Raw genomic sequence first — 25,301 nt, 5'->3', positions numbered from 1 at the left:
GCTGCCTTCAGCCGGATTTTCCATTATTCCCTTTTTGCCCCTTATCATGTCCGTTATTGCCATTCCCATGTCCATCTTTGCCGGGCGGAGGGGAACCTTTTTTATTGCCACTATTCTCCGGCTTTTCGTGCTTTTCATGCTTGTCATGTTCCTGTTTTCTTTGTTCTTCCTTTTTTTGTTTGTCCCGCTCCTTGTTTTCGTCCTGCCTTTTTTCAGGCTTTGCTTTGCGGGCATCATCTTTCCTGTCTGCTCCCTTATTCTTTCCTTCCGGCTTGGAAACAGGACGTTTTGGAACGTGAGACGAAGGCTTTATATCGCCTGCCCCCTTCTTATCTTTCGCCTTATCGGCGCTCCCGCTATTCTGCTGCTCTTGTTTCCTTTTAATACTTTCAGCTTTCTCCCTTGCAGCTTCTTCTTTTTCCCGTTCCCTTTCCTCCAGCTGCTGCTTTCTTTCTATTTCCTCTTCTTTAAATTTGCCGGCAGTCAGCCCTTTTTCTTTGGCCTTCTCCCGTTCACCTTCAGTTGCTTCGACCACTTTGACTTCAAGATTTTCTGCTTCTGCAGTTTCTTTGATGCTTTCAACCTGACTGTTCAGCTTCTTGCTTTCAGTGGAATCCTTGCTGACTTCTTTCTTCAGTACAGAAGCGATAATCATTTCTTCGTGCTCTCTCAGATATCCCTGCTGCTGGGCCAGACTAAGGATCTTCCGTGTTACATAGCCGGCGCTTTTTCCCTTCCAATCCTCCAAGAGACTGAGCAATTTCCTGCCCTCCTGATTATAAGATTGAAGCTCCACTACAGACAGTTCCTTGTCGACACCCAACTCGATGCTCGGGTTTACATCAATTGTCATATAGGCGTATACTTCGCTGTTGTTATTAAAAGGAATGACAAGAGATAGAACAAGAAGGCAGGCCATGGCGGCAGCGGCAATCAGTTTCTTTCTTGCCGCCAGGCGTGAAAAGAGCCCTTTCCCGTCTTTTTCTGCATTTCCAACAGGGTAGAAGTAGATTTCTTCCCCTATCTGATGATGTCCTTCTGTATTAAGGGCACGAAGAAATTCGCCTTCGGGAGTAAGCATCGTCATAAAACGTCCCTCAATTTCAAGGATGACCCCTTTTTTCACGTTTTCAGCACCCCTTTTATATACTCCTGTAAATACACATAATCTCCCATTAAAATAAGGGAAACAGCAATGATATACTTCCTGTTCCTTTCAATCGTTTTTCTGCTCACTGCTGCAGTGCCTTCCAGCTGCTTGATGGGAAGGCGCTTTTTTTCCTGCAAATAGGAAGCCAGCTCTTTGTCCCTGACAAGTGCCGATGCTATTTCCATCGCATTTTTCCGCGCATCTGCATGTTTTGGGGACTGATCTGCAATTTCAGCAAAAGTTAATCCATATTCTTTGAGAAGAGCTGTAAAGTGAATGATTTCATCCCGTCTAAGCTCTTGCTCTGTTTTTTTCACGAACTCTTCAATCGACAGCCTGTCTTCCACAAGACTGGCTGAAGCTTGTTCATCAGCACTTCCACTGCTGCCTTCAAAGCTGACATTCATATGCCTTGCCTGCTGCCTGATATAATCAATGACCCTTCGCTTGATTATGATTTCGGCAAATCCCAGGAGGGAACTGCCCTTCTCGGGACTGTATTTACGGACCGCTTCATCAAAGGCAATCAGCCCGATGCTGTACTCATCATCAGACTCATGGATATAGCGTCTGCAGACGGAGGATACGGTTTTTGCAATAAAAGGTTTGTATGACTCTATCAGTTCATTAAGCAGCCGGCTGTCGCCCTGCTGGATTTTTATTACGGTTTTTTCTAGTGTCTGTTTTTTCTTAGTGATGAATAAATAACCGAGCATATCCTCACCTCTCCACCAGCACATTATATCATATGCCAAATAACAGCCAGCAAGGTGAAGGATTGAAGAGAGAAATAAGGAATATTTTCACTGCTAACATAAAGCTTCGCCCGGAAAGAGGAGCTTTTGGGGGTGGTTTGGTGATTGCTCATGAACGGCGAAAACCTTTGCTGATTCAGCAAAGGTTTTTTATTGGCCCCCCTGTATGCATTTCACGCTGCTTTTCTTCGCAGGAACAATAGCAGGGCCCTTAGCGCAAAGCCCGCCACAAGCCCGGGAATAAGGAAAATCATCGGCAAAAAGACCGGGCCAAACAAGATGCCAAAAAGCTTGAGCCTCACTGAATACATAAGACCGACAGTTACAAAATAGGCTCCGAAGACAAAGGGGAGAAAAGACAATTCTTCCTGTGCAGGCATAGCTTCTTTATAAGCATCCCACATGGCAAACATATACAGACAAGGGTAAAACATCAGCCACTGATAATCAAGGACTGCAGCCGCCTTATCAATTTCCCACAGGAAACTGTGCATGATAGCCAGATTAAAGTTGCTGAAAACGTTGATGAGAACTTCAAGTGCCACAAAGAGAACACCTTTTACATAGTGGCCCGTCAGCAGCTGGCTGAAACCGGGCAAAGCAATGCTCCAAAAAATGGCTTCTAGTTTTCCGACTTTTTTCATTCATTATCACCAGCTATATTTCTATAGTGGTATCATGCACCAAAGATCTCTCTTTTATCACAAATACCTGAACTTGCTTCAAAATGCCTGCTAGGAGTACAGCTTATGCACCTGGAAACGCGGATCAGATTTATGCAGCCTGTAAAAAGAAACCATCGACGGGATGCCTTCCTTCAGATCAGGGCAGCGAATTCCTGATCCCTCCAGATCGGTCTGTGCTATTGAACAATCAAAGCGTCCCTGCCAGGTAAAGTAGTCAAGCGCTTCCTGCTCCACACCAAGGTAATTCCTCAGCTTTTTGATGCGCAGCGCCCCTCTGGCAGCACTCAGAGGGAAGCTGCCTGCCGGTCTTTTCCCGCAAAGCTCCACCATCAGCATTTCGTACAGATCGGAAACTTGATATGGATTCGGATCTGTAAGGTGGTAGGTCTTATCCCTCCCAACAGCTGATGTCCCAAGGAATACGGCTGCTTTAATGATATAATCCACCGGCACCAGATTGATAAAAGCCTCCCCTTTCCCGAGCATGGGCAGGAATGGCAGCCTGCTCAGACGGTCCATAAAATTCAGAATAAAATACGGCCCGTCGAACTTGATGGTTTCCCCTGTTACAGAATGCCCCTTTACAATCCCGGGCCTTAAGATGGTAATCGGTATTTCACCTTTAGCTTTTTCAACAATGACTTCGGCAAGATATTTTGTTTCTTCATAATGGTTTTTGAACCCGGGCGGCTCTGTCAGCTCATCCTCCATCAGCAGCCCATCCCTTTTTCCAGCCACATAGGCAGTACTGAAATAGACGTATCTTTCAAGCATCTCCAACGTTCCTGCAAATTCTGTTACATGCCTCGTCCCTTCAACATTTACCTTATAAGCAATATCCTCAGGCACCGCCAAATCATAAATGGCGGCCAGATGAAAAAGATGGGTGATGCTTTCCCTGAGGAATGCTAAGTCCTGCTGGCCGATACCAAGCCCAGCCCTGGTAATATCTCCAGTAATGATTGAAAAGCACTCGCGCCCTGCACCGGTCTCGCCGCAGATCTTCCTGATTTCATCCTTTGCGGCCGCTTCCATTTCCCACAGGCTTAAAACGCTGATATGTACATTCCCTTGCTCTTTAATAAGTACCTCCCTGACTAGCCGGGAGCATATAAAACCAGGAAACCCCGTGAAAAAATAATGCCTCTCCTTCATTGGACCGCCTCTTTCTATCATAGATTTACTCAAATTGTAACCGGTCATACCAGCTTCAAACAATATATTTCTGATAATTCAAATATCTAACCCCGCAAAAAAGCCTCTCTCCAAAGAGAAAGGCTTTTCAGCGTTATGGAGTTTTTAAAAATTATTTGTCCTTTTGATCCTGGTCCTGCTGTTTTCTTTCGTCATCTTTTACTGCCCTCAGCAAATCCTCAAGCATGGCAGCCATATCTTCGCGGCTGTAATTTTTATTGCTTTCTGCAGGAACCTGCGGAACGTCACTTTGCCCTTTTGGATCTTCGTACCTTTCTTCAAGGAGATAGGCAGGAATCAAGTGGCCGTCAGGTGTGGCATACATCTTGTTGAGCTTCCTTGTATCTTTATCAAAGAAGCTGTAGACGACAGGGATGACGAACAGCGTCAGGAAGGTGCTGCTGATCAGGCCGCCGATTACCGTGATGCCCATCGGCTGGTTAATCTCAGCCCCCTCGCCAATCCCCAGCGCAAGCGGGATCAGTCCGAGGATCGTCGTAAGTGCTGTCATGAGGATAGGTCTTGCCCTGTCTTTTACAGAAACGACAATGCTGTCATAGGTTTTCATGCCGCTTGCCTTTTTCTGATTGATATAGTCAACAATGACTATGGCATTATTGACCACTATGCCGGCAAGGACTATGATGCCGATGATGGCAGTCAGGCTGACAGGAGTGCGTGTCGCGGTCAATGCAATCGCTACGCCAATGACCATCAGCGGAACTGTGAACATAATGACGAACGGATATTTCAGTGATTCGAATTGGGCCGCCATCACCAGATAGATGAAGACAACCGCCAGGATGAATGCCAGGAGCATATCATCAATGGAAGATTCCAGGAGCTCCCGGTCACCGCCGAAGACAATTTCTGTTTCTTCCGGCAAATCCAGATCAGCAATCTCATCATCAACCAGATTAGAAATAGCCCCGAGGTTTGTTGAGGTCTTATATTTCAGGGTAAACTGGACAGCGTCCTGCTGGTTGATCCGCTGTATATTGACCGGCCCTTCGCCTCTTTCAATAGCCGCTACCTGGTCCAGGGTTGTATAGCTTCCATCAGGCTTACGCAGCAGGAGTTTTTTTAAATTATCAAGATTTTGGGTAACTTCAGGATCATATTCTACGAAAACGCCATAAATATTGGAGCTCTCATCAATGATCTGGGTTGCCTGGTTTCCTCGTGTCACATCATTGACAATCATGGCAACCTGGGCAGGCGCCAGCCCTGCTGCCCTTGCCTTTTCCCGGTCGACCGTGATTTGGATTTCTTCTACCGTATCCATCAGGTCTGTGGAAAGTTCGTTCACGTCATCAAGGTCTTTGAGTGAATTGTAAATTTTGTCTACCGATTCATTCAGCCGCTTTTCGTTTGTATCACGAACGCTGAACGAGAGAGTATTCGGCGCGGATCCTGCGGAAGACTGCAGATTGAATGAGACCTCTGCCGTGCTGTTGGCTTTCTCTGCCGCTCTCTCCAAGTCCCTCTTCACATCGTCGACAAATTCAAATGTAGAGCGGTCCCTCTCCTCCAGATCCTTCATCTTTACATAAAGCTCAGCCACATTTGGATTGCCGGAGCCTCTGAAAGAAGATTCCTGGGTTGTACCGATCAGGCTGACATATGTCTCAACATCGTCTTGTTCCTTCAGCTGCTCCTCAAGTGCAGCCATGACCTTTTCTGTTTCTGTAAGAGCTGAGCCATTTTCAAGATTGACCCTGACGCTGAAGAAACCTTCGTCCGAATTAGGAAGGAACTGTGTGCCGACCGTCGTGATCCCATATCCGCCTCCGGCGAGCAGGATCAGCATGATAATCAGGACAGCAAGCCTGTTGCGCAGAGCCCATTTGACAGAACGCTCAAGCCCCTTCATAATGGCCGACTCCTGGCGCTTTTCTTCCAGATTGGTTTTCGGCGCCTTCAGCAGCCTGCTGGCAAGCATCGGCACAACAGTCAAAGCAACGACAAGCGAAGCAAAAAGACTGAATGAAATGGTCAAAGCAAATTCAGTGAAAAGCTGGCCGATGATTCCTGTAATAAAAACGACAGGCAGGAACACTGCCACAGTGGTGAGGGTGGAGGCTGTAATTGCAGCACCTACTTCTCCTGCACCGTCTCTTGCCGCTTCTTTTGGATCTTTCCCCATCGATAGATGCCTGTAGATATTCTCAATCACAACGATTGAGTTATCAACGAGCATTCCGATCCCCAGCGCCAATCCGCCAAGGGTCATGATATTTAGGGTGAAATTTGAAAAGTACATCAGCACGAATGTGAAGATAACAGAATACGGGATGGCAATCCCGATGATCAGCGGGCTTTTGACATTTTTCAAAAAGAAAAACAGAACAAGCATCGCGAACAGGCCGCCTAAGAGAAGGGAAGTTGAGATATTACCGATCGCCTGCTGGATATAATCTCCCTGATCAAACAGAATATCAGACTCAATCCCCTCATATTGATCTTTTTCAAGCAGTTCGTCGAGCTGGCTGATGAACTCCTTCGACACCTCTGCAGTGTTTGAATCAGACTGCTGCAGGACGCTTAAGAGGACGGAAGGCTCCTGATTCGTCCTTGTTATCGTACGGTCGTCCTGGTTGACAAGCTGGACACTGGCCACATCCTGAAGGAGAACTTCATTTCCATTGGACGGATTTGCGGCTACCACAAGTTTTTTTAAGATATCAACTGAATCAATGCTGCTGATCACCCTGGTAGTCAGCTCCTTGCCGCCTGTTAAAATCGTATCCCCCGGAAGGGAAATATCGTTTGCCTGAATGGTATCTACGATATCAGACTGGCTGAGCCGGTATTCCCTCAGCTTGTCCTGGTCCAGTTCAACCCTTACTTCCTTAATACTGGTGCCGGAAAGGTTGACGCTGGCCACACCGTCTACCTTTGTGAGCTCCAGCTCCAGCTGTTCGGCAATGCTCCTTAATGATTCCTCATCGCTGTCAGAGCTCAAAGAAAGCTGGATGATCGGAAACTGGGAAGGATCAAATTTCAGGAAGCGCGGTTTATCTACATCGTCCGGCAGCGGAGTCTGATCCAGCCGCTGGATGATTTCCGACTGCACTTCGTCAATATCAGTCGTCCAGGAAAATTCCAGGAGTACAAGATTGGCGCTTTCCTGTGACGTTGCGGTCATTGTTTTTAAACCAGGAAGTGTAGCAAGACTCTGCTCCAAAGGTTTTGTCACCTTTTCAGATACCTCTTCCGGGCTTGCTCCCTGATAATTGGTCACTACAACACCGACAGGCGGATTTATGTCCGGTATCAGTTTCAAAGGAATGTTCAAAAGGGACACCACCCCTAAAACGAGAACCAGAACCATCGTAACAAGTGTAAAAATCGGCCTTCGGATCGAAAAATTGCTTATCTTCACTTATGCTGCTCCTTTCGTCTGCAGAGCCGGACACGGGCCGGCATTCAATATTGTGCAATAGTTTAACTATATAAGAGGGAAAAACGGGATGCAAGTATGGAGGAGCCTGTGAATATGTTGCCTCCACATAGGCTGTGTGACTGCCATTTTTCACGCCTGGTTATGTATCCAGATGCCCGGCGGGATACATGACTTCTTCTTTTCTCAGCCGTGTTATGTATCTCAGATGCTTGGTGGGATACATGACTTCTCTTTTCTAAGCCTGGTTATGTATCCCGGGTGCCCGGTGGGATACATGACTCCACTTTTCTCAGCCGTGTTATGTATCCCGGATCCTTGTTGGGATACATGACTCCACTTTTCTCAGCCGTGTTATGTATCCCGGATGCTTGTTGGGATACATGACTTCTCTTTTCTCAGCCTGGTTATGTATCCCGGATGCCCGGCGGGATACATGACTTCTCTTTTCTCAGCCGTGTTATGTATCCCGGATGCTTGTTGGGATACATGACTTCTCTTTTCTCAGCCTGGTTATGTATCCCGGATGCCCGGCGGGATACATGACTTCTTCTTTTCTCAGCCGTGTTATGTATCCCGAATGCTTGTTGGGATACATGACTTCTCTTTTCTCAGCCTGGTTATGTATCCCGGATGCCCGGCGGGATACATGACTTCTTCTTTTCTCAGCCGTGTTATGTAACCGAGAAACCCTTTAGGATACATCCTTTACCTTTTTCAAAGTCGAGCCCTGTATCAGGGTTCAGCTAACGACATCGGGGATGTATGTTGGTTCTCCCAAAAATGTTATGATAAAAAAAAGAGAATGGATTGGAGGCTTAGATGATGGAATTTGATAATGGCCATTATTTTAAAAGCATTATACTCAGAAGAAATGATATTCCTTCATATTCCAGATATCCCTATAGCCTTCCTGCCGTGAAAAACCTTGACAACCTGCCCCTTCATCCTGATGTAACCTTTATAGTCGGCGAGAATGGGATGGGAAAGTCCACTCTCCTGGAAGCTATTGCAATCGCAGCAGGCTTTAATCCGGAAGGAGGGTCGCTTAATTTCAGTTTTTCTACACATAACTCCCATTCGGAGCTCGAGCAGTACATCAGGCTTTCAAGGGGATCGGAGCGTCCTGAGGATGGTTTTTTTCTAAGAGCCGAGAGCTTTTACAATGTGGCTTCTTATATTGATGATCTTGATAAGGAATCTCCCGGTATTCCTTTGATCGAATCTTTCGGAGGGACTTCCCTTCATGAACAGTCGCACGGCGAGGCCTTTTTTGCCACCTTTCTGAATCGCTTCCGCGGAAAAGGGATTTATATTCTTGACGAGCCTGAAGCAGCCCTGTCTCCGCTCAGGCAGCTTTCGATGGTTTCGCGCATCCACGAACTGGCCAAAGACCGTTCTCAATTCATCATCGCAACCCACTCCCCCATCATCATGTCGTATCCTTCTGCCAAAATTATTGAGCTGACAGAAGAAGGGGGCCAGGTGGTCCGGCTTGAGGATACCGGTCACTATCAATTTATGAAGCAGTTTTTTGAAAACCGGGAGAGGATGCTGCACCATTTGCTGGAAGAATGAAAAGGGAAAAAGTAAGAGGAGCGGCGATTGCCGCTCCTCTTGTTTTAAATCATTTGCCTGAAGCTTTCGTGATAGTTAACCCTGTCCATCCAAACAGCAAAGTGATGATTGGCGATAGCAGACAGAAAAAGGCGAAGGGCATATATTCGGCAGTCGGCACATTCAGCACCCCTGTCAGGAATACCCCGCAAACACTCCAGGGAACAAGGGGATTGATGACTGTCCCTGCATCCTCAAGGACTCTGGAAAGATTCTTCAGATGCAGCCCGGCCTTTTTATAAGACTCTGTGAATGCATTTCCGGTGAGCAGGATGGACAGATACTGTTCGCCAAGGAGGAAGTTGATTCCGATGGCTGATGCAGCTGTGGCACTTATAAGCGCAGGTGCCTTTACAATCAGTCCTTTGATGCCTTCAAGAAGTGCCGGCAATATGCCGAGCTTGAATAGCAGTCCGCCCATTGAGAGGGCAAGGAGGACCAGTGATACCGAAAACAGCATGCTTTCAATTCCGCCTCTTGTCAGCAGCGAGTCGAGCTCCTCCATCCCGGTATTCGACTTGTAGCCGGAGTACAGTATATTCACCATGTCACTGAAACTGAAGCTTCCCTGAATAAATGGAGCCAGGATCAAGGCGGACAATGTACTGGCAGACAGGGTGAGAATAGCTGGAACCTTACTCACAGCCAGGACAGCGAGCACTGCAAAAGGGATTATAGACTGCCAGCTTACGAGATTAAGCTCCTCAAGGCTATTCTTGATTGCAGCGATTTTTCGGAAATCGGTCTCTGCTGCTGCCGGCGAAATGATAGCAAAGAGAATAATGGATATGACAAATGCCGGGATGGTCGTCCATGCCATATTTTTAATATGGTCAAACAGATCTACTTTTACTGTCATAGAAGCGAGATTGGTTGTATCTGATAAAGGTGACATTTTGTCTCCGAAGAACGCCCCTGATATAACGGCGCCTGCAGCAGCTGCTGTGCTAAGGTCGAGTGCAGCAGCCGCGCTGACAAAGGCCGCTCCAAGCGTTGCCGCTGTCGTCAGCGAGCTGCCGATGCTGATTCCGATGACTGCTGTCACCGCAAAGGCAATGGCAAAAAAATACTTCCCGCTTACTGCCGATAGCGCCAAGTGGATAAAAGTCGGAATCGTACCGCTGGCCATCCAGCTGCTGATAAGCATTCCGATAAAAAAGAAGATAAACACAGCGCCCAATCCTGACCTTGCACCCTCAGCCATACCTTCCTCCAAATCTTTCATCCGAACCTTTTTTAAAAGTCCGTATATGAGCAGGGCAATGATTGCCCCTATAATGGGCACATGGGGAACCGCCCCTGCGCCTATAATTGAGAAACTGATTACTCCGAGCAAAAGCAGGGATATTACCACAGCCTCCGCTGTACTGATTTTGATAACCGCTTGATCCTGATGCATGGTACTTCCTCCTGTTGTATGACTGGCTCCGGTCGGCAGAAATTCATTATTGCGCTGAAGACAGCACAAAAAGCCCTCTCGCCGGCTAGGGACGGAGGAGCTCCGCGGTACCACCCTAATTGAAAGGCACATCGGCCTTCCCTCTCTTCACACATAATGCCTTTGAATCGATAGCTGTACTTCAAATCGGCGCCGCCCGGGCTTTCACCAGCCGCCCAGTCTCTATTTGCTGCATCCGGCGATTCTACTATTGTCTATCCGGCAAAACTATTATACTTAAACGCTTTTTAGCGTTAAAGCGTCTATTTGTAATACTACTATAATCTCAATCAGAAATTTTGTCAAATTTTCTTTTAGAAGCATGTGGCGGGGGAAGAAGTTGCTAATATAATTTGGGAGTTGCTAATATATCCAGAAAGTTGCTAGTATAATTGAAAACTTGCTAATAAAAGGAAAAAGTTGCTAATAAGCCGGAAAAGTTGCTAACAACCGAAAATTCATGCTGTCACAGCCCGCCAAAGCAGCCCCCTTCTTCAACAAATTCCGTCAGTATGAGCACAAACCTCCCAAATAATCCGGATCAGCAGCAGACATGATCGTTACATAAAAAAACAGGCCCTGAATCCCCAGGACCTGCCGCAAATCAAATTTCTTTTTCCAGAATCAATTCATCCCTGAGCGGAATCCCGTCAATACCAAACACAGGAATCTCCGGTTTAATTTTTCGGGCTTCTTCCACGGCGTTCCGAAGCACCTTTATTAACTGATATCCCCTTTTCTGATAAAATCTCAAAGCATTCAAATTATCGTTGGTTGTTATCAGCGCCATTTTGCTGATGCCTTTTTGTTTTGCATCAGCTTCAGCAGCTTTCAGAAGTCCTGATCCGATCCCCTGTCCTTCCATGCCGGCATCCAGGGAGATGATTTCCCTACCCTCCGCACTGTCTGCAAAAGTAATAAGGCCAATGATATTATAAGCACTGTCTATGGCTGCGAACCCGGGGAGCTCATCACAATGATAGATGCCAGTGGAAATAACCATCTGAGGACTTCCCCAATTTTCCTGGAAAAAGGCTGCTGCCTTTTCTTTATCAAGCTGATCTGCGGGGATGATCCTCATTATGAATTCACCTGCAATGCGGACTCTATTTCCTTTGCAGGGCGCCCAATATAATAGCCCTGTGCAAGATCAGCGCCAATCGATCTGCAGAACTCCAGCTCTTCTTTCCTCTCGATTCCTTCTGCAAGGACAATGATACCAAGACCGTCTGCAATATTCATGACCTTGGACAGAAATTGCTGGCTTTCAGGCCTTTGGTCGCAGCGGTCGATGAAGCTTCTGTCTATTTTCAAATAGTCGGGCTGGAGTGCTTCAAGCATTTCGAGGGTTGAAAATCCGGCCCCGACATCATCGAGCGCCACTTTCATGCCTCTTTTTTTGTATGTATTCAACACCTTTTTTAAATGGTCAATATCACTGATTTTCTCAGTCTCCACTACTTCAAAAACAAGATCTGCCGGATCGATTTCATATTTCTCGACAATCTGGAATGTGTGCTGAAGACAGAAATCCGGATTGTAAATTGTAGAAGGAAGGAAATTGATAAAGCTCTTGATTCCCGGCGGGATGATATTTTTTCTTGCTTTGATTGCGGCTTCCCTCGCCTTTTGGTCAAGCATGGACATCAGGCCAGTTTCCTCGGCTGTCTTGAAAAGGATGCCAGGCGGTATTTGCTTGCTCCCTGCCGTTCTCAGCAAGGATTCATAGCCATAAATCCTGTCTCCCTCTTTCAGGTTTATAATCGGCTGCTGATAGCTGTGAAACTCACCATGCTGGATGGTATGGACCATTTCCCGATGGCTGACCCTGGAGAATAGTTCAGATGCATTCAGGAGCTGGGCAGGCTTTGTGCCATATTGTGAAATGCCCGCTTTTAATTTTTTGGCGCTATCCCCCAGTTGCCTGCATATGGCTTCAAGCTTCGTTTCAAGTTCATCAAGGCTTTGATAAGGAGCTTTGATCCAGCTCTCCTGTTTTTGCACCCCATTAACATTCTGGTGAAAGAGGAAGCCCTCTTCTGCCAGCTGGAAAGGCAGGCCGCACTGTGCGCATAGGTGTCGAATAACAGATCCCTTCTTCCTCGTCTTTTTACCTATTTTAGCAAACTATTACAGTTTCGTCATATAATACGCTAGTCTCTTATACCCAGTAATAATGTAAAAAAACGATTCCAGCACAGGAATCGTTTTTTTTTACATTATTGCTCCATATCCATCGGATTGTAAAGTTTTACATCCGGGTTTTTGTCCTGGAACCATCTCAGGGCAAAGTCATTTTCAAATAAGAACACTTTTTTGTCATATCGGTCTGTAACCAGAAGGCTCCGTGAACTGGAAAGACTCTCGTCCACGTCTCCCTCAATCCATCGGGCAATCTTGCTTCCCTGCCCTTCCATCCTGACTTCCGCATTGTACTCATTTTTCATGCGGTGCTCAAAGACCTCGAATTGGAGCTGGCCGACTGCACCAAGAAGGTATTCATCTGTTTTAACTGTCTTGTACAGCTGAATGGCACCCTCCTGGACGAGCTGCTGGATCCCTTTGTGGAAGTGCTTCTGCTTCATCACATTCTTTGCAGTGACTCTTACAAACAGCTCAGGTGTGAACTGAGGCAGCTTTTCATATTGAAACTTGTTTTTTCCCACTGTCAGGGTATCGCCTATTTGGTACAGGCCCGGATCATACAATCCGATTATATCCCCGCTCACTGCCTCATCGACCGTACTGCGGTCATCTGCCATAAATTGTGTCGACTGGCTCAGCTTCAGCTGCTTGCCTGTACGAGGGATATTGATGGTCATCCCGCGCTCGAATTTGCCGGAGCAAATCCTGAGGAATGCTATCCGGTCACGGTGGGCAGGATTCATGTTTGCCTGGATCTTGAAGATAAAGCCTGAGAAATCCTCTGATAGCGGATCAATCTTACCTTCAGTGGAGTTGCGGGCCTGCGGAGACGGCGCAAAGTCCAGATAAGATTCAAGGAAGGTCTGTACACCGAAATTGGCCAGGGCGCTGCCGAAGAATACAGGCGTCAGCGTTCCATTTGCCACCTTCTCACGTGAAAATTCATTTCCTGCTTCATTCAGGAGCATGATTTCCTCAAGCGTCTGGTCGTAAAGGGAAGACTGCTTCATCGGGTGGTCCCCATCAATTTCACCATCTGCATTCAGGTCAAGGAAACGCTCAGACTCATCTACACGGAACTGTTCGATCCGGTTATGATGGCGGTCGTAGATACCGAGGAATTCCTTGCCCATCCCGATCGGCCAATTCATCGGATATGATTCGATTTCCATTACTTCTTCCAGCTCTGCAAGAAGCTCCAAAGGACTTTTCCCCTGGCGGTCAAGCTTGTTCATGAATGTAAAGATCGGTATGCCCCTCATCCGGCAGACTTTGAATAGTTTCAATGTCTGGGCTTCTATACCTTTGGCCGAATCAATGATCATGACGGCGCTGTCCACAGCCGTTAAGGTACGGTATGTGTCTTCACTGAAATCCTGGTGCCCAGGAGTGTCCAGGATATTTACCCGGGCATCTTTATAGTCAAATTGCATTACACTTGATGTAACGGAGATGCCGCGCTGCTTTTCGATTTCCATCCAGTCGCTTGTGGCAAATTTGCCGGTTTTCTTTCCTTTAACGGTACCGGCATCGCGTATCGCTCCGCCAAACAGGAGCAGTTTTTCTGTTAACGTAGTCTTTCCGGCATCCGGGTGGGAAATGATCGCAAACGTGCGCCGTGAAAGAACTTCATCTGAAAAATTGTTAGACATGTTGTATTCCTCTCTTAATTAACTTCGTTTATTATCATAACATCTATCTTATCTTCCTGCAGGAAAGTTTGCAATCTGGGAAATCAACTTCCAGCATTCAGAATGGCTCTTCTGAACAAATTTTGCTACGATTTATTGAAAAGCACAAGCTGCCAGGCTGGACTGCAGACAGCCGGGACAGAAACGGGGGAAAAATGGATACCATTACACATACATTATTCGGGCTTGCCCTTTATGCTTCAGTTGATAAAAGCAGGCTTGAGAAAAAAGAAAAGGCCGCCTATTTGACAGCTGCTGTTGCGGCGAGCCAAATACCTGATATCGATGTGATTTCACAGCTATGGGATACACAGGGACTTTATCAGATGTGGCACAGGGGCATCACTCATTCTGTTTTCCTTACGCCGCTTTGGGCACTGCTGATTTACATGGCATGCCGCTGGATTTTCAAGGTAAAAGATCCCAAACTCTTTTTCCTGAGCTGGATAGCCGTCTTTATACATGATACGAGTGACCTGTTCAATGCATGGGGAACCGGTTATCTTGAGCCGTTTTCTGACAGAAGGATCACGTTCGGAACCATCCCGATTGTCGATCTTGTCTTCTGGGCAATCATCCTTGCAGCTTTTCTCCTCTCTGTCCGGAAAAGAAAAAAATGGAGGAAGCATATTTATTTCAGGGCGGCATGGGTGCTGATGCTCCTTCATCTGGCCAGCCAAAGCATCCAGGGATATATACTTTATGAGGAATACAGCAGCCAGGACAGCGAGGTTGCACTTTCAGCCGATTTTGTGCCATGGCAGTTTACCGTTATCACCAAAAATGGCCCGGAAGTCTCTCTTTATAAAGATGGATTATTTACCAGCAGGGAAAAGACTTATAGCCTTGTGTCTGCAGAGGATGCAGATATGGACAGGCTTTTCCAAGAAAACCCGAAAGCAAAGACTCTTTACGAATGGTCTCCATTTGTTGTGATAGTAGATGATGACGAACAGCTGGGGCTTTACGATCCCCGATTCTACATCAATGGCCAATCCTTCTTATTCGAAGCGATAAAAAAAGAAGCAGGGCAATAAAGAACAAAAGCGCAAGCGCCTTGATCACTTTAAGGAACGAAGACTAAGAACGCCGCGTCCTGTGGCAACATCTGCATGACCAGCTTCCTGGGGGCCTCAAGACGAACCTCCCGGAAAGGCGTTCTTTGCCTTTTTGGGAGGTTTGGCTTGTGACCTCGGCGCAGCTGCTGGACGTTGATCAAGAATTGATAGTTATCCACAAGACTTACCATTTATAATTTCGTTAACAACGAAAAAGTATGGGCAGAGAAAATAGAGCCCATACTTTTTTTAATGTCGGGCAAAATAGCACTAATTGGATTCGTCTATTAACATAGAATGGAGTGCTATTATGAATTTCATCTGGGGAATTGCCGGAATACTGACCGTACTGGTCATCGCTTTGCTGCTTTCCAACAACAGGCGGGCAATCAATCCGCGTACAATCCTGGGAGGCCTTGCCATTCAGATCCTGTTTGCATTTGCGGTCCTCAAATGGGAAGCCGGACGCAAGGCACTTAACTGGCTGACTATGGGAGTCAACAGCATCATCAATTATGCCAATGAAGGCATTAACTTTCTATTTGGCGGCCTCTTTGCAGAAGGATCAGGCGTTACATATGTTTTCGCTTTTCAAGTATTGCCGATTGTTATTTTTTTCTCCGCCCTTATATCGGTCCTGTACTACTTGAAGATCATGCAGTTCATCATTAAAATCCTTGGCGGGGGATTATCCTGGCTTCTCGGCACCCGAAAGGCGGAATCCATGTCAGCAGCGGCAAATATTTTTGTAGGCCAGACAGAGGCGCCTCTCGTTATCCGCCCCTATATTGGCCAAATGACAAACTCTGAGCTGTTTGCCGTCATGACAGGAGGGCTCGCTTCTGTAGCTGGCTCAGTTCTTGTCGGCTATTCACTTTTGGGCGTACCGCTTGAATACCTTCTCGCAGCGAGCTTTATGGCTGCTCCGGCAGGGCTGATCATGGCTAAGATCATTTTTCCAGAAACAGAGAAGAAGGAAGAGCCAAAAGAATTGGAAATGGAAAATGACAGCGATTCGACGAATGTTATTGATGCAGCCGCAAAAGGTGCCAGTGTCGGCCTGCAGCTGGCTCTCAATATCGGTGCCATGCTTCTTGCGTTCATTGCACTCGTTGCACTGCTGAATGGTTTGCTTGGCTGGATCGGCAGCTGGTTCGGATTTGGGGAACTGACGCTTCAGCTCATTCTCGGCTATATCTTCTCCCCGCTTGCTTTTGCCATTGGAGTTCCATGGGCTGAGGCTGTGGAGGCAGGAAACTTTATCGGTCAAAAGCTGATCCTGAATGAATTTGTTGCTTATTCCTCCTTCGCTCCGGAAATTCCGGAGCTTACGGACAAGACCGTTGCCATCATCAGCTTTGCTCTCTGCGGTTTTGCCAATATCTCATCCCTTGCCATCCTTCTTGGCGGCCTGGGCAATCTTGCCCCAAACCGGAGGGCCGATATCGCCCGGCTTGGGATAAGATCCGTCATCGCAGGAGCGCTTGCATCGCTCCTCAGCGCTGCTATTGCAGGGATGCTCTTTTAATCCAATAAGGAAAAAGACAGGCCGGCAGCCTGTCTTATTCTTATTTAGTCAAATGGAAAATGATCGATTCATATGGCCTTAATGTGATTTCCCTGATGTCGGAGGGTCCATCACCATAATTTGAAAGCAGCAGCTCTGCTGTATATTCATCAGCTATTTTCCTGTCAGGAAGTGTAAAGGCTGTCTCACTTCCATAGAAATTGTTAAGTACAAGGAGTTTTTCGTCCCTGCCATTCCGGAGGTACGCAAAAATTTCAGGATGGTCCTCCAGCAGCAGCTCATAATTCCCGTAAGTGATAATATCATATTCTTTGCGGAGGCCGATCAGCTTTTTATAATGATGGAAAATGGAATCAGGATCTTTTACCGCTTTTTCGGCGTTGATCTCCTGGTAATTGCCGGCAATGCCGATCCATGGAGTTCCATCCGTAAAGCCTGCATTTCTGCTGTCATTCCATTGGACAGGCGTCCTTGAGTTATCCCTCGATTTACTTTGGAGTATTTTAAGGATTTCTTCCTCAGGCACTCCTTCTTTTCTTTTAATTTCAAAGATATTCAAGGATTCTACATCCCGGTATTGGATGATATTTTCAAAATAAGGATTGGTCATCCCAAACTCTTCGCCCTGATAGATATAAGGGGTTCCTTGCATCATATGAATGGCAGATGCAAGCATCTTGGCTGATTTATTGTGATATTCCCCATCATCTCCGTACCTTGATATAACACGGGGCTGATCATGGTTGCACCAGAACAGGGCATTCCAGCCGCCGCCTTTGTTCATCTCCACCTGCCATTTGGAGAGGATATTCTTCAGAGCAGAAAAATCGAAGTCTGCAAGCGCCCACTTCTCTCCGCCGGGATAATCTACCTTCAAGTGATGAAAATTGAAGGTCATGCTGAGCTCTTCCCGTTCCGGATTCGAATATTTCACGCAATGATCGATGCTTGTAGAAGACATTTCACCTACAGTCATGCTGTCATGCTTTGAAAACACCTCGCGGTTCATTTCATGCATGTATTCATGGACTCGCGGCCCATCTGTATAGAACTTCCTGCCGTCCCCGGGCGGGAGCGATCCGTCGTCATCCGGGAACCGCTGATCTTTGGATATCAAGTTGATGACATCAAGGCGGAAGCCGTCCACTCCTTTGTCAAACCAGAAGTCCATCATATCGTACACTTCCTGGCGGAGCTTTTCATTTTCCCAATTCAGATCTGCCTGGGTTACATCGAACAGATGGAGATAGTACTGCCCTGTCTCCTCATCGAACTCCCACGCATTGCCGCCAAACTTGGATTCCCAGTTCGTCGGGGCGCTTCCATCCTCTTTAGGCTCCTTCCAGATATAAAAATCCCGGTAAGGATTATCTCTTGATTTCTTTGCTTCCTTGAACCAGTGATGATCTGTTGAGGTATGGTTTACAACGATATCCATGATGACTTTGATACCTCTGCTGTGCGCTTCGTTTAGCAGTGAATCAAACTCCTCCATAGTCCCGTATTCCTCGTGGATGCTGAAATAATCACTGATATCATAGCCGTTATCCCGCTGTGGAGACCGGTAGATCGGCGTAAGCCAGATAACATCAATGCCAAGCTCTTTTAAGTAATCCAGCTTTTCAATAATGCCCTGCAGGTCACCCACGCCGCTGCCGGTTGTATCATTAAAGCTTTTCGGATAAATTTGATATACTGTCGCTTTCTTCCACCAAGGTTGTTTCATCTTCGCCACCTGCCATTTTATTTTTCGTTTAGTCTGCTTATTTTTCGCCAATCAAGACAATCGCCTCATAAGGCTTAAGCTGCTGAGGCACTATGTCTTCCCTGCCTTCACTGCCATAGTTACCTGTCAGCCAGGAATATTTGATCTCTTTAAGCTCTTCAGGCAATGCCAGTTTCCGTGTATTTCCATAAAAATTACACAGCACTACAAGCACCTGACTGCCCAGGGTACGTGTGTATGCAAAAATCGCCGGATCTTCTTCCAATATCAGTTCATATTTTCCGTAGACTATAATGTCATGCTCTTTTCTGAGCCTGATCAGGTCCTGATAATAATAAAAGATGGAATTCTTATCTTCCAGGGCTTCCGCCGCATTTATATCACTGAAGTTCGGGTTAATGCCAATCCATGGAGTACCGGTTGTAAAACCGGCATTTTCCGAAGAATTCCATTGCATAGGGGTTCTGGCGTTGTCCCTTCCTTTTGCGTATATGCTTTCCATCGCTTTCCCTGCCGGCACTCCCGCTTCTGTCGATTCACGGAAATAATTAAGGGTTTCAATGTCCCGGTAATCTCCTATACCCGGAAATTCAACATTTGTCATCCCGATTTCTTCGCCCTGATACACATACGGGGTGCCCTTCATCATATGGAGCAGGGTAGCCAGCATCTTCGCCGATTCTTTGCGGTATTCCCCATCATTGCCGAATCTTGAAACAGATCTCGGCTGGTCATGGTTATTGAAATATAAAGAATTCCAGCCCGTTTCTTCAAGCTCGGTCTGCCATTTTGTCAGGCTTTTCTTCAGGTCTGAAAGGTCTAGCGGTTTAAGATCCCACTTTCCGCCCGGACCATTGTCGAGGCTTACATGCTCAAATTGGAACACCATATTCAGTTCATTCCTGTCTTCCCCTGTATAATCACGGGCCATTTCGGGCTTGACCCCAGGCATCTCTCCGACAGTCATAACATCATAATGCGAAAGGACTTTTTCGTTCATTTCCTGAAGATACTCATGGATTCTTGGCCCATTTCTATAATATTTGCTTCCTGATGCATATTTCTTGCCGGGTTTCACTTCATCATCCGGGAGGCCATCCTCCTTTGAGATGAAATTGATCACATCCATCCTGAAGCCATCAATCCCTTTATCGAGCCACCACTGCATCATATCATATACTTCCTGCCTCAGAGCCGGATTCTCCCAGTTCAAATCAGGCTGCTTCTTTGAGAACAAATGGAGGAAGTATTCTCCGGAGTTTTCGTCATATTCCCATGCAGATCCGCCGAAATTGGAACCCCAATTGTTCGGCTCCCTGCCGTTTTCCCCTTTGCGCCAAATATAATAATCCCTGTAAGGAGTTTCTTTGGATTTCTTCGCTTCAATGAACCAGGCATGCTCATCAGAGCTGTGGTTGACGACAAGGTCCATGATCAGCTTCATATCGCGGAGGTGCAACTCATTGAGCAGCTCTTCCCAATCATCCATGGTCCCGAACTCGTCCATGATATTTTTATAATCACTAATATCATAGCCATTATCATCATTGGGTGATTGATAAACAGGCGACAGCCAGATGACATCTATCCCCAGTTTTTTAAGATAGTCCAGCTTGGAAATGATGCCCTGCAAATCGCCTATGCCATCACCATTGCTGTCCATGAAGCTCCTCGGATATATCTGGTAAACTGTGCTTTCTTTCCACCATTGCCCTTTCATTTTAAAACCTCCCATTATTTCTCAGTACGTTATGTAAATAGCGATACCATGGATAGGCTTTTATCCATGGTACCAGAATAATCATTCAGCTTTTCTGAATTTGCCGAACAGGAATGTCAGCACAAACGGCACAACCAGCACGATCGCCATCCCGATAAAGAAGGACCCCCAGTTTTCGGATAAGATTGAGAAGAAGGCAGGCAGTCCGCCGACTCCGATCGATGGAGCAATGACCCCTTTAATGGTAATGAACATGCCGCCCAGGGCAGAGCCGATGACCGCTGCGATGAACGGATATTTGAAGCGCAGGTTCACACCGAACATGGCTGGCTCTGTAACTCCGAGGAAAGCTGAAAGCGAAGAAGTTGCAGCAAGTCCCTTTACTTTTTCATTTTTATTTAAGAAGAACATCGCAAGCGATGCTGAACCTTGAGCAATATTTGATAATGCCACCATCGGCCAGAGGAATGTTCCGCCGATTGATCCGATCAGCTGCAGATCGACAGCCAGGAATGTATGGTGCATCCCTGTAATAACGAGCGGTGCATAAAGGCCGCCGTAAATCAATCCTCCAAGAGCAGGAACCGCATCAAAAATGGATACAACACCGTCAGTGATCCAGCCTCCGATCGTAAACGTAACAGGCCCGATCGCAATGAAAGACAGGAAGCCTGTGATCAGCAGCGCAATCGGCGCGACTGTCAGCAGCTGGATTGAATCCGGAATCCTCTTTCTTAAAAATATCTCAATCCTTGCCAAAACATAGGACGCAGCCAGTACCGGCAGCACCTGACCCTGATAGCCGACTTTCTCTATCTCCAGTCCAAACAGATTCCATACAGGAACCTTATCAGTAGAACCATAACCCCAAGCATTAAGCAAGTCGGGGTGGACAAGCATCAGGCCGAGCACCATGCCAAGAAGCGGACTTCCGCCGAAACGATTGACCGCACTCCATCCAATCAGCCCCGGCAGGAATACAAACGCGGTATTGGCTATCATATTGATGATATTAGCGAGATCAGCCCATCCTGGATGAACGTCTATGAATGATTTGCCTGTATAAAAGATATCAGGCGCTGTCATGATATTGTTGATTCCCATCAGCAGGCCGGCTGTAACAATAGCCGGAAGAATAGGAATGAAAATGTCGGCCAGCGTTTTGATTGCTCTTTGAAGCGGATTCATTTTTTCAGAAGCAGCTGCTTTCACTTCTTCTTTTGACAATTCACCGATTCCTGTAGCCGCTGCCATTTCCTTGTATACCTTATCAACAAGGCCTTGGCCGATGACCACCTGGAATTGGCCGTTTGTAGAAAATGATCCTTTAACACTATCTATATTTTCCAATGCTTCTTTATCAACTTTGCTTTCATCCTTCAAAGCAAACCGCAGACGGGTTACGCAGTGCGTAGCTGCTGCAATATTTTCTTTTCCGCCAACTGCTTCTACAATACGCTCGGCAGATTCTCTGTAATTGCTCATGCTTCTCTCCTCCTGTTACCGTTTTCAACAGCAAGCAAAAAAAAATGCGGCCGGGAGCTCATATACTTCATATTATCTGCCCTTCTTGCAAATTTATCCTTTGCTGCAAAGTCAGCTCATTAAGTATTCACTCCAAAGAAAACTTGTATATACATGGTGTTTACGTTTTCATTATATCTTGTATATACATGACAGTCAATCATTTATTATACTAGAAAAATTTTAAAATAAAAAAAGCCTCCAATGTAATGGGAGGCTTCACATTTTTCCTATTTCTGCATCAAGCTCTTTCAGCAATTCTCCAGCTTTTTCTCCGTTAATGACTTTGTCCGCGTAAAGGTCCAAATCAGTAGGATCCATATTAATGATAACCAGTTTTGCACCACACTGCTTGGCAATGAGCGGAAACTGATTGGCAGGAGTGACAGAGAGGGATGAGCCAAGGACAATGAAAAGATCAGCTTTCTCTGACTCTGCAGCAGCAAAATCAATAGCTTCCTCGGGGAGCATCTCCCCAAAAAGGACGATGGACGGCCGCAAAATCCCCCCGCAATCACTGCACCGGAAATGCTCATCTATGTATTCATCATTCGGAAATATTTTCCCGCATGTCTGGCAATGGACCTGCTGCAGTGTACCATGCAGTTCAGCCACATTTCTGCTTCCTGCCGCCTGATGAAAACCGTCTACATTCTGTGTAATGATGCTTTGGACAATTCCCCTCCTTTCCCAGTCTGCCAATATATAATGCCCTGCATGGGGACTGCATTCCTTCAGCCCCATAACTCTGCGGCGATAAAATTCAATGAATTCGCTGACATGATGGTTGAGAGCTTCTGTACTGGCAATTTTCCCATAATCCACTGTATTCGTTAACCCGCTTCCTGCAGACCGGAAATCAGGCAGCCCGCTTTCTGTTGACATGCCTGCACCAGTCAATATAACCGTATAGCTTGACTCTTTCAGCCACTCTAAAAGCATAAGGACACCTCGCTTTTTTCTCTATTATAAACTTTTCCGGGGTTCAACCATCCGAAAATGGGATAAAAGTATAAAAAAGAATCTTTTAACCGGAAGGATGTTATATATGAAGACTTTCAAAAAGGAAGATTACGAAAAGGAGTATAAAAAATATGAGAGCCGCGCTGCAAAATACTTAAATGATCCGGGCAAAACAAGCGGGCTTCTTTCCAAAGCAAGCAAAAAAGCCGATTCCAGGAAAAATTCCCTATCTGAAGTATGGGACAAGCTTCAGCTCCTGTTTGAACTCATTAAAGCCTACTCAAAGGGACAGTATAGGGACATTTCTGCAAAAACAGCTGTTACGGTCATTGCTGGCATTCTCTATTTTGTGTCTCCCCTGGATCTTGTCCCCGACTTTCTTGCCGGAATCGGCATATTGGATGATGCCGCAATCATCGGCTTTATCATCAAGCAAATCGCCAATGAGCTTGAAAGATTTAAGCTATGGAGAGAAACACAGCCAGACAATATTATAGATATGGAAGAAGACAGCAAAAAAACTCTTGTATAGCAACAAGAGTTTTTTCTTTATTCTATTTCGCAAACCGGTGGTTGCCGATTTCTTTTGTAACGGCCCTTGTGCGGAGCCATTTGCTGTTAGTCTGGTCAGGATTAAAGAAAAACAGGGACTCACCGTCTTTTCTTTCTTCAGTCAATGCCTCCTGGACTGCTTTCTGTGAATCCTTCCCTGCCGGTTTATTGATCATCCCATTGTCCACAGGCTCAAATTGCCTGTCTTCGTAAATAACTTCTTTGACTGTGTCCGGAAATTTTTCGTCCTTCATTCTATTGAGGACCACTTCAGCCACAGCGACTTTTCCGGCATGCGGCTCACCTTTTGCCTCCGCATGCACAAGCCTTGCCAAAAGATCTTTTTCTCCTTTAGATAAGCTGACCTTTTGTTCTGTTATCCGCTTCTTTTTCTTTGGAGCAGACGGAATGATGAGCTTATCTCCGGCAAATATCTTTTCATCCTTTTTATAATTAGCCTTCTGTATATCCTCTGCAGCCACACCAAATTGCCTGCTGAGCTTCGAAAGGCTATCCTCTTCTTTTACAGTATATATATCGACATTATCAATCGTCTTGGCAAATGCTTGTTTTCCGGGATTTTGGACAATCTGGAATGAGATCAGCATGAATGCAGCAATCATTAAGGCAAGATATTTCATGTCTTCTCCTCCATTCAATCTTTTTTCAACATTCCTTACCCTATCACAGATAAAGATTCAGTTCCAAACTTAATTCTTTCCATGGCAGCACAGGGATATATAGGGATAACTCCGAATTTTCCGGAAGAAAGCTGTTTCAATGCCATTGCAGAGAATATCTGTTATAATGGACCATGATTCCCGGATGAATGCGGGAGCTCTGAACGGACCGGCTGCTTTATGCGGCTGTAAATAGGAGAGAATTGTGGGGGAACCGGGCACGGTTGAGACTTTATTTTTACAATAAAGGACCCTTTGAACCTGATCTGGAGAGATGCCAGCGTAGGAAACATATTCTTAATTGATGAATGTTTTTTATTGCGCACGGGTTCTGAAATCCGGGCGCTTTTTTGTTTGCATCGGGATATAAAGGAACAGCACCTCCGCCCGCGGTTGTCCAGAATTAGTTTATGCCATTAACCGGCGGTCTTTTTGGAATAATATCAGAAACAGCATGGAGGATTGATCATGAAGAAATGGCTCAGCGCATTGTGCACTGTCTGCCTGCTTGCCGGCTGCACCGGAGGACAGACTGGTCAGGAAGAAAGACAAGCTGATAAAGGGCAGGACCTGGAAAAGATAACGGTTGTCCTTGACTGGACACCAAATACTAATCACACTGGACTTTACGCTGCCAAAGCAAAGAATTTTTTCAAAGAAAATGGCCTTGATGCAGAAATCATCATGCCTGGTGACGCTGGAGCAGACCAGCTGGTTGCTTCCGGTAAGGCCGACTTTGGCGTCAGCTATCAGGAAAGTATTACACAGGCACGGGTTCAGGGTGTCCCGCTTGTGTCGGTAGCCGCCGTCATACAGCATAATACGTCCGGCTTTGCTTCTCCTGCAGCAAAAAATATCGACTCGCCAAAGGATTTTGCCGGGAAAAAATATGGAGGCTGGGGATCGCCTGTTGAGGAATCTGTTATCGCCTCATTAATGAAGCAGGAAAATGCAGATGTCTCTGATGTTTCCTTTGTTAACATGGGGGATGCCGATTTCTTTACAGCTGTTAAAAGGGATATCGATTTTGCCTGGATTTATTATGGGTGGACTGGCGTCGAGGCGGAGCTTCGCGGAGAAGATCTGAATATGGTCTACCTTACCGACTATTCCGATAAACTCGATTATTATACACCTGTTCTGGCTACAAATGAGAAAATGATCAAAAATAGTCCTGATACTGTCAGAGCCTTTGTAAAAGCAGCATCACAGGGCTATCAGTTTGCAATCAAGAATCCGGAAGAAGCTGCTGATATCCTGCTTGAGGCTGCACCTGATTTAGACGCCGAGCTGGTCAAGAAAAGCCAGGAATGGCTGTCTCCAAAATATCAGGATGATGCAGAACAATGGGGAGAACAGAGTATAGAGGTTTGGGAAAACTATGCCCAATGGATGTATGAAAATAAACTGCTGGACAGCGAGCTGGACGCTGAAAAAGCTTTTACCAATGAATTTTTGCCAGAATAGGAGG

Annotated in this window: 19 protein-coding genes and 1 riboswitch; of the genes, 5 read left to right on the top strand and 14 right to left on the bottom strand. The window is 46.2% G+C overall.

The window, feature by feature from the left end:
- Positions 1-7 precede the first annotated feature (7 nt).
- The 5 genes from N288_RS07730 to N288_RS07710 form a co-directional block, all read right to left on the bottom strand.
- Positions 8-1,126: an anti-sigma factor domain-containing protein gene (locus tag N288_RS07730; RefSeq protein ID WP_009794240.1), complete on the bottom strand. Its 1,119-nt coding sequence runs from the start codon at positions 1,124-1,126 to the stop codon at positions 8-10.
- Positions 1,123-1,866 (bottom strand): RNA polymerase sigma factor SigI, encoded by a 744-nt coding sequence (gene sigI / locus N288_RS07725; RefSeq protein WP_009794239.1) that lies wholly within the window; start codon positions 1,864-1,866, stop codon positions 1,123-1,125. Before sigI ends, N288_RS07730 begins: the two co-directional genes overlap by 4 nt.
- Positions 1,867-2,078: 212 nt before the next feature.
- Positions 2,079-2,549 carry a hypothetical protein gene (locus tag N288_RS07720; protein ID WP_009794238.1) on the bottom strand — a complete coding sequence of 157 codons (471 nt, stop codon included), beginning with the start codon at positions 2,547-2,549 and terminating at the stop codon, positions 2,079-2,081.
- Between the two features lie 90 nt (positions 2,550-2,639).
- The gene (locus tag N288_RS07715) at positions 2,640-3,746 is read right to left on the bottom strand and encodes an SDR family oxidoreductase (RefSeq protein ID WP_022543640.1); all 1,107 of its coding nucleotides are present in this window, start codon (positions 3,744-3,746) and stop codon (positions 2,640-2,642) included.
- A 151-nt stretch (positions 3,747-3,897) separates the two neighbouring features.
- Complete coding sequence (locus tag N288_RS07710) at positions 3,898-7,170, bottom strand: efflux RND transporter permease subunit (protein ID WP_022543639.1); 3,273 nt, start codon at positions 7,168-7,170, stop codon at positions 3,898-3,900.
- A gap of 840 nt (positions 7,171-8,010) precedes the next feature.
- Between N288_RS07710 and N288_RS07705 the strand changes: the two genes are divergently transcribed.
- Positions 8,011-8,766 carry an AAA family ATPase gene (locus N288_RS07705; RefSeq protein ID WP_009794235.1) on the top strand — a complete coding sequence of 252 codons (756 nt, stop codon included), beginning with the start codon at positions 8,011-8,013 and terminating at the stop codon, positions 8,764-8,766.
- A 49-nt stretch (positions 8,767-8,815) separates the two neighbouring features.
- On the opposite strand, the gene nhaC is transcribed toward N288_RS07705, so the two are convergent.
- The 4 genes from nhaC to N288_RS07685 all read right to left on the bottom strand — a co-directional run bounded on the left by nhaC (position 8,816) and on the right by N288_RS07685 (position 14,040).
- Complete coding sequence (nhaC, locus tag N288_RS07700; RefSeq protein WP_022543637.1) at positions 8,816-10,204, bottom strand: Na+/H+ antiporter NhaC; 1,389 nt, start codon at positions 10,202-10,204, stop codon at positions 8,816-8,818.
- A gap of 643 nt (positions 10,205-10,847) precedes the next feature.
- The gene (locus N288_RS07695; RefSeq protein ID WP_009794232.1) at positions 10,848-11,324 is read right to left on the bottom strand and encodes a GNAT family N-acetyltransferase; all 477 of its coding nucleotides are present in this window, start codon (positions 11,322-11,324) and stop codon (positions 10,848-10,850) included.
- Entirely contained in the window at positions 11,324-12,247 is a 924-nt protein-coding gene (locus tag N288_RS07690; protein ID WP_009794231.1) for an EAL domain-containing protein, read from the bottom strand. The genes N288_RS07695 and N288_RS07690 overlap by 1 nt, the downstream gene beginning before the upstream one ends.
- A 215-nt stretch (positions 12,248-12,462) precedes the next feature.
- The gene (locus N288_RS07685) at positions 12,463-14,040 is read right to left on the bottom strand and encodes a peptide chain release factor 3 (RefSeq protein WP_009794230.1); all 1,578 of its coding nucleotides are present in this window, start codon (positions 14,038-14,040) and stop codon (positions 12,463-12,465) included.
- Positions 14,041-14,234: 194 nt separating this feature from the next.
- Here N288_RS07685 and N288_RS07680 point away from each other — a divergent pair, with 194 nt between their 5' ends.
- Both N288_RS07680 and N288_RS07675 read left to right on the top strand, forming a co-directional pair.
- Entirely contained in the window at positions 14,235-15,116 is an 882-nt protein-coding gene (locus tag N288_RS07680; RefSeq protein WP_035402782.1) for a metal-dependent hydrolase, read from the top strand.
- 331 nt (positions 15,117-15,447) lie between these two features.
- Entirely contained in the window at positions 15,448-16,665 is a 1,218-nt protein-coding gene (locus N288_RS07675; RefSeq protein ID WP_009794227.1) for a NupC/NupG family nucleoside CNT transporter, read from the top strand.
- 40 nt (positions 16,666-16,705) lie between these two features.
- Here the strand turns inward: N288_RS07675 and treC are convergent, their stop codons facing one another.
- The 4 genes from treC to N288_RS07655 all read right to left on the bottom strand — a co-directional run bounded on the left by treC (position 16,706) and on the right by N288_RS07655 (position 22,577).
- On the bottom strand, positions 16,706-18,391 hold the full coding sequence (gene treC, locus N288_RS07670) for an alpha,alpha-phosphotrehalase (protein WP_022543636.1): 1,686 nt from the start codon (positions 18,389-18,391) through the stop codon (positions 16,706-16,708).
- Positions 18,392-18,428: 37 nt separating this feature from the next.
- The gene (locus N288_RS07665; RefSeq protein ID WP_022543635.1) at positions 18,429-20,111 is read right to left on the bottom strand and encodes a glycoside hydrolase family 13 protein; all 1,683 of its coding nucleotides are present in this window, start codon (positions 20,109-20,111) and stop codon (positions 18,429-18,431) included.
- 81 nt (positions 20,112-20,192) lie between these two features.
- Positions 20,193-21,596 carry a PTS system trehalose-specific EIIBC component gene (gene treP / locus N288_RS07660; protein WP_009794224.1) on the bottom strand — a complete coding sequence of 468 codons (1,404 nt, stop codon included), beginning with the start codon at positions 21,594-21,596 and terminating at the stop codon, positions 20,193-20,195.
- Between the two features lie 258 nt (positions 21,597-21,854).
- The gene (locus N288_RS07655; protein WP_009794222.1) at positions 21,855-22,577 is read right to left on the bottom strand and encodes an NAD-dependent deacylase; all 723 of its coding nucleotides are present in this window, start codon (positions 22,575-22,577) and stop codon (positions 21,855-21,857) included.
- A 106-nt stretch (positions 22,578-22,683) separates the two neighbouring features.
- Between N288_RS07655 and N288_RS07650 the strand changes: the two genes are divergently transcribed.
- Positions 22,684-23,130, top strand: coding sequence for a YkvA family protein (locus N288_RS07650; protein WP_022543634.1), 447 nt, complete (start codon positions 22,684-22,686; stop codon positions 23,128-23,130).
- A gap of 22 nt (positions 23,131-23,152) precedes the next feature.
- Here the strand turns inward: N288_RS07650 and N288_RS07645 are convergent, their stop codons facing one another.
- On the bottom strand, positions 23,153-23,791 hold the full coding sequence (locus N288_RS07645) for a cell wall hydrolase (protein ID WP_022543633.1): 639 nt from the start codon (positions 23,789-23,791) through the stop codon (positions 23,153-23,155).
- Between the two features lie 236 nt (positions 23,792-24,027).
- A riboswitch (TPP riboswitch) is annotated at positions 24,028-24,136 on the top strand.
- A 162-nt stretch (positions 24,137-24,298) separates the two neighbouring features.
- Between N288_RS07645 and N288_RS07640 the strand changes: the two genes are divergently transcribed.
- Positions 24,299-25,297, top strand: a complete 999-nt coding sequence (locus N288_RS07640) for an ABC transporter substrate-binding protein (protein WP_009794218.1) — start codon at positions 24,299-24,301, stop codon at positions 25,295-25,297.
- Positions 25,298-25,301: the final 4 nt, after the last annotated feature.

Origin of the sequence: Bacillus infantis NRRL B-14911, from assembly GCF_000473245.1 — a bacterium.
Lineage (GTDB): Bacteria > Bacillota > Bacilli > Bacillales > Cytobacillaceae > Bacillus_AB > Bacillus_AB infantis.
Note: the sequence above shows the minus strand (reverse complement) of the source record. Positions and strands in the feature narration are given on the sequence as shown.

Coding starts and splice junctions, on each gene's coding strand:
- sigI (WP_009794239.1), bottom strand. CDS start 1,866: ATGCTCGGTTATTTATTCATCACTAAGAAAAAACAGACACTAGAAAAA.
- N288_RS07720 (WP_009794238.1), bottom strand. CDS start 2,549: ATGAAAAAAGTCGGAAAACTAGAAGCCATTTTTTGGAGCATTGCTTTG.
- N288_RS07715 (WP_022543640.1), bottom strand. CDS start 3,746: ATGAAGGAGAGGCATTATTTTTTCACGGGGTTTCCTGGTTTTATATGC.
- N288_RS07705 (WP_009794235.1), top strand. CDS start 8,011: ATGATGGAATTTGATAATGGCCATTATTTTAAAAGCATTATACTCAGA.
- nhaC (WP_022543637.1), bottom strand. CDS start 10,204: ATGCATCAGGATCAAGCGGTTATCAAAATCAGTACAGCGGAGGCTGTG.
- N288_RS07695 (WP_009794232.1), bottom strand. CDS start 11,324: ATGAGGATCATCCCCGCAGATCAGCTTGATAAAGAAAAGGCAGCAGCC.
- N288_RS07685 (WP_009794230.1), bottom strand. CDS start 14,040: ATGTCTAACAATTTTTCAGATGAAGTTCTTTCACGGCGCACGTTTGCG.
- N288_RS07680 (WP_035402782.1), top strand. CDS start 14,235: ATGGATACCATTACACATACATTATTCGGGCTTGCCCTTTATGCTTCA.
- N288_RS07675 (WP_009794227.1), top strand. CDS start 15,448: ATGAATTTCATCTGGGGAATTGCCGGAATACTGACCGTACTGGTCATC.
- treC (WP_022543636.1), bottom strand. CDS start 18,391: ATGAAACAACCTTGGTGGAAGAAAGCGACAGTATATCAAATTTATCCG.
- N288_RS07665 (WP_022543635.1), bottom strand. CDS start 20,111: ATGAAAGGGCAATGGTGGAAAGAAAGCACAGTTTACCAGATATATCCG.
- treP (WP_009794224.1), bottom strand. CDS start 21,596: ATGAGCAATTACAGAGAATCTGCCGAGCGTATTGTAGAAGCAGTTGGC.
- N288_RS07655 (WP_009794222.1), bottom strand. CDS start 22,577: ATGCTTTTAGAGTGGCTGAAAGAGTCAAGCTATACGGTTATATTGACT.
- N288_RS07650 (WP_022543634.1), top strand. CDS start 22,684: ATGAAGACTTTCAAAAAGGAAGATTACGAAAAGGAGTATAAAAAATAT.
- N288_RS07645 (WP_022543633.1), bottom strand. CDS start 23,791: ATGAAATATCTTGCCTTAATGATTGCTGCATTCATGCTGATCTCATTC.
- N288_RS07640 (WP_009794218.1), top strand. CDS start 24,299: ATGAAGAAATGGCTCAGCGCATTGTGCACTGTCTGCCTGCTTGCCGGC.